This is a genomic window from Collinsella sp. AF18-8LB, assembly GCF_003459795.1.
Taxonomy (GTDB): domain Bacteria; phylum Actinomycetota; class Coriobacteriia; order Coriobacteriales; family Coriobacteriaceae; genus Collinsella.
On record NZ_QRWU01000001.1, the window covers coordinates 203,392 to 216,730 of the forward strand.

The window sequence follows — 13,339 nt, forward strand, 5'->3', positions numbered from 1 at the left end:
CCAAAGGCACTCATTGGGGACAGACTTAAATGAGTACCCCTGGGCACCAAGTTGATTGCCAAAGAGCCCCGTCAAGTTGCGGTGGAATAGTTCTTGTTTTTCGGCTTATGCCGTCCAAACAGGAACTATTTCACCGCAACTGCGTTTTGGGTAGAGATGTGCAACAGAATTGGCAAAAATGCATAGAAACGCTTGTGGTTTCTTTAAAGACACCTTAAACGCCACTGAATATCTTTGGAAAGAAATGCCTGCTCGGTATCATGCTGCTCGTATATAAACGGTAGCAGTCAGGAGACCACGTGCGAAACATCGCATCGCGGGACGAGTATGTGCCGCAGCATGGCAGCAGATATAAGACGAAGGACACGTCTTCGCGTGGCCTTGCCGACACTCGCATCCGCGTGAGGAAGATTGCCGCCATTGGGATGCTAACGTCGGCGGTTATTATCCTCGGAATTACCGCCAAAACCTACGCGTCGGAGCGAATGGCACACTCAGATGCGTCAACGGTACAGACGCAAAACAAAAAGGTCTCTGAATCTAAAGTCACCGCAAGTCAAACCCTGTCGACAGCGAACCTCAAGACGGGGCTTTCGAAGGCGGACTTTAACGATATTCCCTCAGGCGATACCGTGCAGACCTTCTCACTGGTTGATGACCAGATCCTCGCCCTGGAGGATGAGAACCTCGCCGCACTCCAGAATGCGCTTGACCAGGCGCAGGAGCTGGGCGATGTGGGCGTGGTGTTTTACGACCTGTCGGGCGGTAAGGGCGTGACGTATAACGCTGATGTCGAGGTGTACGGTGCGAGTAGCTACAAGGCACTCTATGCGTTGTACATTTGCGAATCTCTGGTCGAGACGGGCCAGGTTTCACTCGATGACTCCCTTGGCACCTATGGTGGCTACAACATGGGTTGGCAGACGGTACGCGACTTGATCGAGGCTGCGGTCGTTTATTCAGACAACGATTCGTTTATTGCGTTACGTGCGGCGTTTGACCGTGTCGGTTACGAGGATTGGATTGTCGGCCTTGGCATCGATTACGATACGGCACTGGATCCGATGAGTGATTTTCCGACCTACTGCCCGCGCACTTCTGCGAGGTTATGGCGTGAGATGAGCGAGTATCTGAGCATGGATACCGAGACTTCACAGTGGTTGTCGGGCCTTCTGGCATCAACATCGCGCTCGTTTATTCGCGATGGCATTGCGGACGAGCAGGTTTTGGTGCGCAACAAGGCAGGCTGGATTAGCGAGGATGGTTACTATTCGACATGCGATGCAGGCCTCATCGACATCGATGGCCGTACCTATGTCATGAGCGTCATGACATCGATGCCATGGAGTGACCGTTCGAGCGAGGTTACGGCTGCGATTGCAAAGGCTCTGTTTGATACGCGAGCTGCACTGGCTTAGCGTGTTCGTTTGGCGAGGTCAAACAAAATGCTGGTACCATACCTTGGTTGAGAATTTCGTATAGGTTTGGGGAATGGTATGGCTACCATCGCGATTATCGGTGCGCTCGAAAAAGAGATCATGCAGATTAAGGAAGAGCTGAGCGACGTTTGCGAGGCACGGGAGGCAGGCTTGACCGTTGTGAGCGGCGAGCTCGACAGTTTGTCAGTTGTCGCTACGACCGCTGGCATGGGTACCGTGAACGCCGCGGCGGCAACGCAGCATCTCATCAGCAAATATGCCCCGCAGGCCGTTGTGTTTTCGGGCATTGCGGGCGGCCTAAATCCTAAGCTCCATATTAACGACGTGGTTATAGGCAAGTGCCTGCGCTATCTCGATACCGACACGGCGCTCATCGCCGAGTCGGCGCCGGGGCTCGAGGAGTTTGTCTCGACGCCGGCGTTGGCTGATGTTGCCGCCGCCGTGCTTGCCGAGCATGGGTTTGTGGACGTATCGCTGGATGTGGCGGCTGCGGAGAAGGACCCCAAGCAGTTCCTGTGTGGCACTATCGCCACGGGTGACCGCTTTGTTACGGGTGACGCCATGCGTAACGCTGCGATTGAGGCCACGCATGCCGATTGCGTCGAGATGGAGGGCGCGGCAATTGCGCACATCGCAGCCAAGAATGGTGTCGATTGCCTGGTGCTGCGCGCTATCAGCGATAATTGCGACGAGGCATATGACGCGTTTTGCGAGCGCGAGTTCGATCTGGATGAGTACGCTCGCACCGCGAGCGGCATCACGCTTGACATCGTTCGTCGTATCGCCGCCGCGCAATAGCACGCCCGTTTTGTAAAAACCTACGACCAAGGAGTGTCCATGGCCGATTCCATTAACTACCAGCTTGCCAAGTTCGTCGCCAGCTACGGCAAGGTTTCGCAGATTCCCGAGTCCACCTGCCCCGAGGTGAGCTTTGTCGGCCGCTCCAACGTGGGCAAGTCGTCGATTATGAACAAGCTCTTTGGCCGCAAGAACCTGGTCAAGGTTTCCAGCACGCCGGGCAAGACGAGCAACATCAACTTCTTCGAGGCCGACGACGTACACTTTGTGGACCTGCCGGGTTACGGTTTCGCCCGTCGCTCCAAGGCCGAGCGCGACCGCTGGGCCGAGCTTATCGGCGACTTCTTCGACTCCGAGCGCAGCTTTAACCTGGTTGTGTCGCTGGTGGACATTCGCCACGACCCCAGCAAGCTCGATCACGATATGATCGACTACCTGCAGGGCAACGAGTTCAACTTTATCGTCTGCCTCACCAAGGCCGACAAGCTCAGCCGTACCCAGCAGGCCCGTCAGGCAGCGGCCATCAAGAAGCAGCTCAACGTCCCGGCCGAGAACGTAATCATCACGAGCTCCCAGACCGGCACCGGCATCGACGAACTAAAAAAGCGCATCGCCGAGGCTTGCCTCTAGTAAGGCTGCAGCCCCTCAAAAGCTCTCATCTATATCACCCCAGTGATAGTTATTGGTAAACTATCACTGGGGTGATATTTTTAGGAGGTCGATATGGAGCTTTGGCACGGGTCGGAGGTTGTTGTCGAGCATCCATCGTTGGATAAATGCAGGCAATTCAATGACTATGGGCGCGGGTTTTATTGCACACCACATGAGGAAATGGCAATGGAATGGGCATGCCGGACCGAGTCTGATGGCATTGCCAATCGATATGAGCTTGATTTAGATGGCCTTTCGGTCTTGGATTTAGAGTCTGGGGAGTTCTCAATCCTCAATTGGCTTGCGATTTTGGCCGACAACCGGGAGTTTAATGTCTCGACGCCGCTGGCACGCGAAGGACTTCGGTATTTGCTGGACAACTGCCTGATTGATATTTCTCCCTATGACGTTATTCGAGGCTATCGCGCTGACGATTCCTACTTTTCGTTTGCAAGACAGTTCGTTAACGGCATGATTTCGCTCAGGCAATTGCAGCGCATTATGTTTTTGGGGGATTTGGGCATTCAATATGCGCTTATGAGTGAGCGCGCGTTCTCGGCGATCAGGTTTCGCGATTGGAAGCAGGCCTCGGGAGCTGAGTTTTATCCCAAACGATTTGAGCGAGAACAGAACGCTCGACGTAAGTACCTGGATACGGTAAACGGATTTGACACCGAGGGTGTCGACATTAGGGATTTGATGTCAGGGAGGGTTGATTTAAATGATCCAAGAGTTAACGGATCGTGGGCCGAGTAGGACATATCCCGTCTATTACCTTGAGGACGCAATGAACAACCTCGGGGATTGCTTCGACTATGCCGTTAACGATTACGGAGCAGAAGGATCGGAAGTTGCTGAACTCTTTTGCCTGAGCGGCGTAGCTCGCGAGTTCGAACGCGGCAACGCATGGGTAGTGTCGGGAAAATCGGGCGTTGAGCTGTTCGCGCTTATCGCCGAAAGGTCGGGCTACCAAAACGGGCCTATACCGGACTGCGCCTATCGATTTGAGAAGACGCCGGAATATTGGGCGGGCTGGATACTGGCATACCTGCAGTGGCGCCTAGGAGAGTCTTTCGAAGATTTGCTGCATGTCGTTCCATTCGATGTGCTACGCAGTCTGTACTACCCCTGGCACGAAGCCTCGGAGGAACGCGTGGCTCGTCTCGTCTGCGATATGGCGAAAAAAGCGTCCAGGCAAACAAAACTTGCGTTAGCAAGAAAGAAGCTTAAGAAAACCCAACAAGACCTAGCATACGAATCGGGCGTATCACTCCGCTCAATCCAAATGTACGAACAGCGCCAGAGAAACATCAACGAAGCTTCGGTAACAAGCGTAAGAGCCATAGCAAAAGCCCTCCACTGCAACATCGAAGACCTCCTAGAACCAGTCTTCGAATACAAAGAACCCAGCGCAGCCTAAGCCAAGCACATAGTCGAAGCCTGTCACTAGTAAGTGCTCCAGCCTATCAAGAGCCCCTACCAATAAAAAGCCATAATTTCAGCCTGGCGCCCCTTCAAAGCGTGGGTCCCTGTAGACATCGCCAGTCACGTTACCATAGGGCCACCCAGGGGCATCCCCTTAAAAACATTCCGCAGCACGAGGCCCGCTTATCCGCAGCTCCGAAGGAGCAGGATAAGCGGGCCTCAAGTGCGAGGACGTTTTTAAGGGGAAGCCCCTGGATGGCCCGGACAGACCGATCGGCGATGTCTACAGGTACTCGATTTGAGCGCCCTCGGTGTCGCACGTCAGAATATGCGTCTCACACTTGGGGAACTGCTCGCGCAGCTTGACCTGCAGGAACTTGGCTACGATGGTGTCATCGGTTACGGCCATGAGGGTTGAGCCCGAACCGCTGATCCAGATGGTCTTGGCACCGCCGTTCAGGCAGGTGTCGCGCACGGCGTTGTAATCGGGGATCAAGCGGCGACGATAGGGCTCCTGGATGCGGTCGTCATTGGCGGCGGCAATAAGGTCCAGGTCGCCGGTCTCCAGGCCGCGCGTCATGCCGGCGATGCGGCCCATTTGCCACACGGCGGTGGAGAGCGGAATCTCCTGCGGCACGACTTTGCGCGCCTCGCTCGTGTGCACCTCGTAGGGCGGAATCACGGTAATAAAACGCAAGCGATCGCTCACCTCATAGCGCAGGCACTGGGGAAGCGAATCGGTTGGCGTAAAGGAGCAGACGGCGCCGCCCAGGATAGCGGGGGCGACGTTATCGGGATGGCCTTCGACCTCGGTGGCGATGCGGACGAGCTCGGCGCGGTCGACGGTGTGGCCTGTCAGCGCGGCGGCAGCCATGATGCCAGCGACGACGCAGGTGGAGCTGGAACCCAGGCCGCGGGCGACGGGCACGTCGGTCTGAATGTCGATAGCGACGGGGAATGCCGGCTCGCCCCAGGCGGCCAGAGCATCGACAAAGCTCACATAGACCAGGTTATTCTCGTTTTGGAACTCCTCGGGGCAGCCCGTGATGGTGAGTTTGTCGGCGCGCTCGAAGGTGAAGTGCGAGTAGAGGCTGACGGCCATGCCGAGGGTATCGTAGCCAATACCCAAGTTGGCGCTTGTTGCTGGGACGGTGATTTTGATCATGTGAGTCCTCCTGGCGTGCCTGGCTGTTTAGTTCGCTGCTCGGGCAGTCCTGCGCAAGACGGAAAGCACATTAAGTGCTTTCCTTTGCGTGCGGAACTCGCGACGAACTAAACAACCAGGCACGCTGTGCGCGTTCGTCATCATCCCGGGGGCTATCTGATGGAAGAAGGCGCGCCGGCTTTCGCCGGCGCCTTATAAGGGGTTTTAGTTGGTAGTCATCTTTTTTGCTGCAGACTCTACGTAGTTGGCCATCTCATCGACGTCACAGACGTCTTCGAAGCGGACGGGTTTGGATTCGAGTTCGGCGAGCTGGGTCGGGGCGACCGTGTTGGTGGCCTGCTCGAGCACACGCATGGCCTCAAAGTCGTCCTCGGGAACGTCGAGGCCCAGGGCGTCGCAGCAGGCGCGCGGGAACTTGTAGGGGCTGGCGGTCGAAAGCAGCACGCGGACCTTGGCGCCCTCGGCGGGGGCGACCTGCTCAAAGACGTGATAGCCGCAAGCGGTGTGCGGGTCGATCACGTAGCCGTTGGCGTCCCAGCAGCTCTTGATGGCAGTGCGGACCTCGTCCTCGCTGGCCCAACCGCAGCCAAACACACTTTGGATCTTGGCCAGCAGCTCGGCGGGCACTTCGTAGCGACCGGTCTGTGCCAGCTGCTCCATAAGGCCGGCAACGAGCTCGCAGTCGCCATCGGACAGGAAGTAGAGCATACGCTCCAGGTTGGAGCTGATAAGGATGTCCATCGACGGCGAGATGGTCGTGAAGAACGGACGGTTGCGGTCGTAGACGCCGGTGGTCAGGAAGTCGGCCAGCACGTTGTTCTTGTCGCTCGCCACGACGAGCTTGGCGACGGGCAGACCCATGCGCTTGGCGTAGTAGCCGGCCAAGATATCGCCAAAGTTGCCGGTGGGCACACAGAACTCTACGGCGTCGCCAGCCTCGATAGCGGCGGCGCGCAGCAGCTGCGCATAGGCGGCAAAGTAGTAGACGACCTGCGGCACCAGGCGGCCGACGTTGATGGAGTTGGCGCTCGAAAGCACCGTGCCGGCGGCCTCCAGGCGCTCGGCCAGCTCCTTATCGGCAAAGATGCGTTTGACGGCGCTCTGGGCGTCGTCAAAGTTGCCGCGGATACCGCAGACGGCGACGTTGTCGCCCTCCTGTGTGGACATCTGCAGATTCTGGACGCGGCTGACCTTGCCCTCGGGATAAAAGACGGTAATGCCCGTGCCCGGAGCATCGGCAAAACCAGCGAGTGCGGCCTTGCCCGTGTCGCCTGACGTGGCGGTGACGATCATGATGCGCTCGGCGCCGCCTTCTTTGGCGGAGGTGCGGGCCATCAGGCGGGGGAGCATCTGCAGGGCGACGTCCTTAAAGGCGCTCGTGGGGCCGCCAAAGAGCTCCATCACATAGGTCTGAGGGGCGTCGGCGCCCGGTGCGGCATCGAGTTTGACGAGCGGCGTAACCTCTTCGCTCGCGAACGTGCCGCGGTATGCTTCGTCGACACACGCCGAAATTTCTTCGGCCGTGTAATCATTCAGTAACATTCCCAACACATCTTGAGCGATTTCAAAGTACGATTTATCTGCAAGCGAGCTGATATCGACCTGCTGGGTGCCGAGCTCGTCCGAGACAAACAAACCCCCGTCGGGAGCGATGCCAGTACGGATTGCCACCTTACTTGAGCACGATAAAGTGCGTCCTCGTGTACTATGATAAGTTCCCATATAACACTGCTCCTCGGATGCCTTGGTCCCAATCGGTGAAACCATGGTATCAGAGCGCGCAAAATAGGTTCGCAGAGGCTTTTTAGAAAGGTAACCTCCAGCCCATGATTAAGATTGCCAAGTTTGGCGGCTCGTCGGTCGCCGACGCCGAACACTTTAAGAAGATCAAGGCCATCGTCGATGCCGACCCTGCCCGCCGTTTTGTGGTGGTTTCTGCCTGCGGTCGCCGTTTTAAGGGCGACACCAAGGTGACCGACCTGCTTTACCTGGTTAACGCGCACGTTAAGTACCACGTGTCGTGCGAGGAACTGCTCGAGGACATTGGCCAGCGCTACTTTGATATCGCTGACGAGTTGGAGCTCACCTATCCCATCCGCGAAGAGTTTGCGGCCTTTGCCGAGCGTGCTCGCTCCGGTGGCTACTCCACTGAGGAGCTTGTGAGCCGCGGCGAGTACTTCACCGCTCGCCTGATGGCCGAGTACCTGGGCCTGCCGTTCCTGGACGCCGCGACGGTCGTTGCATTCCATCACGATGGTACGCTCAGCATGAACCGCACCTCCGAGTTGGTGCAGGAGTACGGTCAGCAGGGCGGCTTTGTTATGCCCGGTTTCTATGGCGCGACGCGTGAGGGCCAGATTAAGCTGCTTGATCGAGGCGGCGGCGATATCTCGGGTTCGATCTTGGCCAAGTGCCTTGGTGCCGACCTGTACGAGAACTGGACCGACGTTTCGGGCTTCTATTCTGCCGATCCGCGTATTGTGCCCGAGGCGCAGCCCATCGCCCGCGTTACCTACGAGGAGCTGCGCGAGCTTTCGTACATGGGCGCAAGCGTCCTGCACGAGGAGGCCGTGTTTCCTGTGCGTGAGGCGGGTATTCCGCTGGTCATCAAGAACACCAATGCGCCGCAGGACCCCGGCACCATCATTAGCGAGACGGCTGACGAGGGCGAGGCAGAGCCCATCATTACCGGCGTGACCGGCAAGCGCGGCTTTGTCGCCATCAATGTGGCCCGCGACCGCACCAAGCCCCGCGTCGGCTTTATGCGCCGCGCGCTTTCGGTGTTCGAGCGCTATGACGTTTCCGTTGAGCACATGCCCACCGGCGTCGATCGCTTTGGCGCCGTGGTGCAGGAGCAGGATGTGCACGATTCGCTGTACTCGCTTGTGGGCGACATTCAACAGGAAGTCGAGCCGCTCGAGATCGAGGTGGTTGAGGGTCTGGCACTTATTGCTACCGTCGGTCGTAACCTGCGCGGTCGTGCAGGTATCTCGGGCCATCTGTTTGGCATGCTCGGCCAGGCCGGCGTGAGCGTGCGCATGATTTCGCAGAGCTGTGACGAGATCAATATCATTATCGGTGTCGAGGAGAAGGACTTTGACCTGGCGATTCAGACCATCTACCGAGCCTTCTCCGACGAGAACGGCATTGTGAAGGTCTCCGATCTGGAGGCTCCTGCGCCGGTCGATCCCGCTCTGGCCGCACTCCACAAGTAGTTTCCGTCCCGGTAGATTTTTAGGATGTCCCAAAAATCTACTGCCGGGCGTTTCGTTTCGGTTTCGTTTCGACGGGGCGGGTTTTGTATCCGCCCCGTTCTTGTATAAACTGGGCAAGAATATCCGGCCTGCTTGGCGTGCGGGCGATAGCTACAACCTTTAAAGGGGGAAGCATGAAACAGTACACGGTTGCTATTTTGGGCGCGACGGGAGCTGTGGGCACCCAGATGCTCGAGTGCCTCAACGAGCAGGAGTTTCCGGTCGGTAAGCTCAAGCTGCTGGCGAGCGCGCGCTCTGCGGGCAAGACCGTTGAGTTCCGCGGCGAGCAGGTTGTGATCGAAGAGGCTTGCCCCGAGGCCTTTGAGGGCTGCGACATCGTACTCGGCGCTGCCGGCGACGATATCGCCAAGGAGCTGCTGCCCGAGGCCGTCAAGCGCGGTGCCGTTGTGGTCGACAACAGCCACGCCTTCCGTCTGGATCCCGAGGTGCCGCTGGTCGTGCCCGAGATTAACGCCGATGACATTAAGTGGCACCACGGCCTGATCGCCAACCCCAACTGCGCGACCATCATCGGTCTGGTTCCTACGTGGCCGCTACATCAGCTCGCCGGCGTGAAGCGCATGATCGTGTCCACGTATCAGGCAGCTTCGGGTGCTGGCGCTCCCGGTATGGCCGAGCTCGAGGCTCAGCTGGCCGCTCTGGGCCGTGGCGAGGAGATTCCCGAGCCGCGTGCATTTGCCGCCCAGCTGGCGAGCAACCTGATTCCGCAGATTGGCGGCGTCAAGGAAGAGGGCTTTACCTCCGAGGAGATGAAGCTGCAAAACGAGGGCCGCAAGATCATGCACCTGCCCGAGCTGCGCGTGAACTGCACCTGCGTGCGCGTGCCCGTGCTGCGCTCGCACTCCGAGAGCATTACGCTCGAGTTCGAGCGCGACATCACGGTGGAAGAGGCCCGTGCTGCGCTTGCCGCCGCTCCGGGCGTCAAGCTGGTTGACGATCTGGGTGCCGAGGATGCACACGATCGCTTCCCCATGCCGATGGACACCTCCGACCAGGACCTGATCTGGGTCGGTCGCGTGCGCCGTGATATCTCGAACCCCGAGGCCGCACGTGGCATCACCTTCTGGTGCTGCGGCGACCAAATCCGTAAGGGCGCGGCAACCAACGCCGTCCAGATCGCTAAGCTGCTCTGCGAGTAGGTTGACCTGTCCGGCGGGGGCCGGGTTTAGTTTTCAGAACGTCCTCGACCATGTGTGGCGCCTTGTCCTGCTCCTTCGGAGCCGCGGACAAGGCGCCACACTGGTCTGCGGAGTGTTCTGAAAACTAAACCCGGCCCCCGCCTGCGGTGACGCTGCTGCGCGCGGCCTGCGATGGGGCCGTTGTTGGTTGGGGCCGTTGGGCTGATGTGGGGGCACGTGGTTGTTGCGGGCCCTGGTCCCGGCGGCGGCCTTGGCGCTTCGCGCCTGCCGCCTTTGGGGACTGTGGGGCTCGGCCGGCAGCTGCGGCGCGTTCGCGCCTGCCGCCTTGGGTGACTTTGGGGTCGATTGGGGTTGTCTGCACAATTCGCGGTATTATGTTGCGGAGTTTTGAAAGGAGCCGCTGGTGGTCACGACGACGTTTGCTTCGCCTTTGGGCGAAATCCTGCTTGCCGCTGATGGCCGCGGTTTGACGGGGCTTTGGTTTGAGAGGCAGGAGCACTTTGGCTCTACGCTGCTCAAAGAGGATGCGGAGTATGTCGTAGGTGCCGATGCGGTTTCTGGTGCCGGTGGGATGTCTTCGGTGAGTCCGGCAAATGGTGCGGCTTCTTCGGTGCTTGAGCGTTCCTGGGCTTGGCTGAATGCTTATTTTGCGGGGCAGGAGCCTCGGTTTACGCCGCCGTTGCATATGATTGGCACGGCGTTTCAGCGTGAAGTTTGGTACGAGCTGCTTTCAATTCCGCGTGGCGAGGTCGCTACGTATGGCGAGATCGCCCAGCGTGTTGCGGCTCGACATCGTGTGCCGGGAAATGAGGCACCCGTTGTGTCTCCCCGTGCCGTGGGGGCCGCGGTCGCGCGTAATCCCATTTCGATTATTGTGCCGTGCCATCGCGTGGTTGCCGCCGATGGTTCGCTCAACGGATATGCTGGCGGCCTTGACCGCAAGGAGTGGCTGCTGCGGCTTGAGGGCGCGTACGAGGAGTAACGCTCGAGCACTTTGCATAGCCAAGATGCCGTGAAAGAACGGGACACGCTTTCCGAATGGAGGCTCAGACGGAAACCACGTTCCGGAATTCTGTTATAAAGCGGGATGCGCTTTCCGAATGGCGTCCCGAGCGGAAACCGTGCCCCGGAATACAGCCTCAGAGTGGGACGCCGTTTCCGGTTGAGACCACCTGCCTGGACATCGATCTACGCCCGCTCCTGCAGGGCGTAGATGGACTTATCCATGTTGAATAGGTAAGCCACAACGCAGACGATGAAGAACGCCGGCAGATTACCGAAACCGAAGACCTCGCAACCGATAAGGATTGGCGCGAGCAGCGTGTTGGTGGCGCCGCCAAAGACGGCGGCGTAGCCCAGCGCGGCGCAGAACTCGACGGGCATGCCGAGAATTCCGGCGAGCACGACACCCAGGCTTGCTCCGATGGAGAACAGCGGCGTTACCTCACCACCTTGATATCCTGCGGCAAGCGTGGCGATGGTGAGTGCGAATTTAAGCGCCCAGTCCCAAGGCATGATGGCAATCTTGCCGTTGTCGTCCAGCGCTGCCGATATCAGGTTTGTGCCAAGGCCGCAGTATCGCCCCTGCCACAGTACGAACAGAATCGCCGACAGTGCAAGGCCCATAACGGCAACGCGTATGTAAGGGTTGGGGAACAGCCGCGCTGCAAGGGTCTTGGCATGGGCAAGGCACCAGGCAAAAGCGCCGCCTACCATACCAAACGCGATACCCAACAGCGCTAGCCGTCCAAGACCGGGGATGTCGAGCGCATGCGAGGCGGTAACGGCGACCTCGAACTTCTCGAGTCCTAGGGCGCCGGAGGTCATACTTGCTGCGAGTGAGGCCGTAAGCGCGGGAAACAGCGCGCGGTATTCCATGCGTCCTGCGACCAGCACTTCGATAGCAAAGACCGTGGCTGCAAGTGGCGTTCGAAAGAGTCCGGCAAAGCCGGCAGCCATGCCGATAAGCAAAAACGTGTTGCCGGGGTCGCGGAAAGGCAAACGTCGGCCGATCCAATGTGAGACGGTTGCACCGATCTGCACGGCCACGCCCTCGCGTCCCGCGCTGCCGCCAAAGAGGTGCGTTCCCCACGTGCTCAGCATAATGAGCGGCACCAAGCGCGGGGAGATAGCGTCTTCGCGCCCGTGGCCTACGTCGAATACTAAGTTCATGCCGCGTTCGGTGCCTTTGCCCCAAGTGCGGTAGGCAAACACGATGGCAAGGCCCGCGAGGGCGAGGAGGGGAAGGAGCAGAGTGATGTGCTCGTCACGGAAGGTGCCAATCGCCAGAAGCACGCGACCAAAGAGCGCGCAGATGGCGCCAACGATAATGCCGACGGGGATTCCGACAGCGCCCATAAGCACGAGGCCGCTATAGGTGTTGACCAGGCGTTTAATCCTGCTCGATGTGCTGCTTTCTGACACTTCTCCTCCAAAACAAAAAAGACTCCTGCCGCGGCGTGATACCTAGGAGGCACCACGTAACAGCAGAAGTCATCAGCAACAAGGCGGTTTAGGGTGACGCGACAGCTTAGCTAGCGCACCCAGCGGAGACATTCATTCCGAAGCGGCATCATAGCGGTGGGCGAGGCTTGGGTCAAATGGTTGACTTGGGTAGCCTCAATGCCTCGCCCACACCCGCCATTCCCCCGTATAAAACCTGCCAAAATGAGCCTGTCCCTTTTTGGTGGGTGGGAAATGGGTAATACTAAAGAGTTATCCGACCAGATGGGAATTAATCGATGGCCTATATTGAATTCAAAGACGTCATCAAGGCATACGGCGAGGGCGACGCCCGCATCCACGCGCTCGACGGCGCGAGCTTTACGGTCGAGCGCGGCGAGCTCGCCATCATTCTTGGTGCTTCGGGTGCCGGCAAGACCACGGCGCTCAACATTCTGGGCGGCATGGATACGGCGACCTCCGGCACCGTGACGGTGGACGGGCGCGACGTGAGCTCCGCCAACGAGGCGCAGCTCGTGGAATACCGCCGCGCCGACGTCGGCTTTGTTTTCCAGTTCTACAATCTGGTCCCCAACCTGACGGCACTCGAAAACGTCGAGCTCGCGGCGCAAATCTGCCCCGATTCGCTCGATGCCGAGCAAACGCTTTGCCAGGTCGGCCTGGGCGAGCGCCTCGCCAACTTTCCCGCGCAGCTTTCGGGAGGAGAGCAGCAGCGCGTGTCCATTGCCCGCGCGCTGGCCAAGAACCCTAAGCTGCTCCTTTGCGACGAGCCCACGGGCGCGCTCGACTACAAAACCGGCAAGCAGATTCTGCAGCTGTTGCAGGACACCTGTCGCAAGCAAGGCATTACGGTCATTATCATCACCCACAACTCCGCGCTGGCGCCCATGGCCGATCGCCTGATCCGCTTTAAGAGCGGCCGCGTGGAGAGCGAGACGGTCCAGCAAAATCCTGTACCTATCGAGACGATCGAGTGGTAGCGCC

The 13,339-nt window shown here is 58.8% G+C and carries 12 protein-coding genes; 9 read left to right on the forward strand and 3 right to left on the reverse strand.

The window, feature by feature from the left end:
- The first annotated feature begins 299 nt into the window (after positions 1-299).
- The 5 genes from DWX25_RS00920 (at position 300) to DWX25_RS00940 (ending at position 4,308) form a co-directional block, all read left to right on the forward strand.
- Complete coding sequence (locus tag DWX25_RS00920; protein WP_117763454.1) at positions 300-1,418, forward strand: serine hydrolase; 1,119 nt, start codon at positions 300-302, stop codon at positions 1,416-1,418.
- Between the two features lie 78 nt (positions 1,419-1,496).
- The gene (mtnN, locus tag DWX25_RS00925) at positions 1,497-2,237 is read left to right on the forward strand and encodes a 5'-methylthioadenosine/S-adenosylhomocysteine nucleosidase (RefSeq protein WP_117798450.1); all 741 of its coding nucleotides are present in this window, start codon (positions 1,497-1,499) and stop codon (positions 2,235-2,237) included.
- 39 nt (positions 2,238-2,276) lie between these two features.
- Complete coding sequence (gene yihA / locus DWX25_RS00930) at positions 2,277-2,867, forward strand: ribosome biogenesis GTP-binding protein YihA/YsxC (RefSeq protein ID WP_006234871.1); 591 nt, start codon at positions 2,277-2,279, stop codon at positions 2,865-2,867.
- Positions 2,868-2,960: 93 nt separating this feature from the next.
- Positions 2,961-3,644, forward strand: coding sequence for a DUF3990 domain-containing protein (locus DWX25_RS00935; protein WP_117798452.1), 684 nt, complete (start codon positions 2,961-2,963; stop codon positions 3,642-3,644).
- Positions 3,610-4,308, forward strand: coding sequence for a helix-turn-helix transcriptional regulator (locus tag DWX25_RS00940; protein ID WP_233505602.1), 699 nt, complete (start codon positions 3,610-3,612; stop codon positions 4,306-4,308). The genes DWX25_RS00935 and DWX25_RS00940 overlap by 35 nt, the downstream gene beginning before the upstream one ends.
- A gap of 288 nt (positions 4,309-4,596) precedes the next feature.
- Here DWX25_RS00940 and thrB read toward each other — a convergent pair whose 3' ends face one another.
- Together thrB and thrC are read right to left on the reverse strand one after the other, a co-directional pair.
- Positions 4,597-5,478, reverse strand: coding sequence for a homoserine kinase (thrB, locus tag DWX25_RS00945; protein ID WP_117563865.1), 882 nt, complete (start codon positions 5,476-5,478; stop codon positions 4,597-4,599).
- A gap of 204 nt (positions 5,479-5,682) precedes the next feature.
- Positions 5,683-7,200 carry a threonine synthase gene (thrC, locus tag DWX25_RS00950; protein WP_117635681.1) on the reverse strand — a complete coding sequence of 506 codons (1,518 nt, stop codon included), beginning with the start codon at positions 7,198-7,200 and terminating at the stop codon, positions 5,683-5,685.
- A gap of 104 nt (positions 7,201-7,304) precedes the next feature.
- On the opposite strand from thrC, the gene DWX25_RS00955 reads away from it, so the two are divergent.
- The 3 genes from DWX25_RS00955 to DWX25_RS00965 all read left to right on the forward strand — a co-directional run bounded on the left by DWX25_RS00955 (position 7,305) and on the right by DWX25_RS00965 (position 10,874).
- Positions 7,305-8,693, forward strand: a complete 1,389-nt coding sequence (locus DWX25_RS00955; protein ID WP_117743714.1) for an aspartate kinase — start codon at positions 7,305-7,307, stop codon at positions 8,691-8,693.
- A gap of 173 nt (positions 8,694-8,866) precedes the next feature.
- Positions 8,867-9,892: an aspartate-semialdehyde dehydrogenase gene (locus DWX25_RS00960; RefSeq protein WP_117743715.1), complete on the forward strand. Its 1,026-nt coding sequence runs from the start codon at positions 8,867-8,869 to the stop codon at positions 9,890-9,892.
- A 403-nt stretch (positions 9,893-10,295) separates the two neighbouring features.
- Entirely contained in the window at positions 10,296-10,874 is a 579-nt protein-coding gene (locus DWX25_RS00965) for a methylated-DNA--[protein]-cysteine S-methyltransferase (protein ID WP_233503857.1), read from the forward strand.
- A gap of 206 nt (positions 10,875-11,080) precedes the next feature.
- Here DWX25_RS00965 and DWX25_RS00970 read toward each other — a convergent pair whose 3' ends face one another.
- Positions 11,081-12,316, reverse strand: coding sequence for a chloride channel protein (locus DWX25_RS00970; protein ID WP_199412286.1), 1,236 nt, complete (start codon positions 12,314-12,316; stop codon positions 11,081-11,083).
- Positions 12,317-12,633: 317 nt separating this feature from the next.
- On the opposite strand from DWX25_RS00970, the gene DWX25_RS00975 reads away from it, so the two are divergent.
- Positions 12,634-13,335, forward strand: coding sequence for an ABC transporter ATP-binding protein (locus DWX25_RS00975; protein ID WP_117743716.1), 702 nt, complete (start codon positions 12,634-12,636; stop codon positions 13,333-13,335).
- Positions 13,336-13,339: the final 4 nt, after the last annotated feature.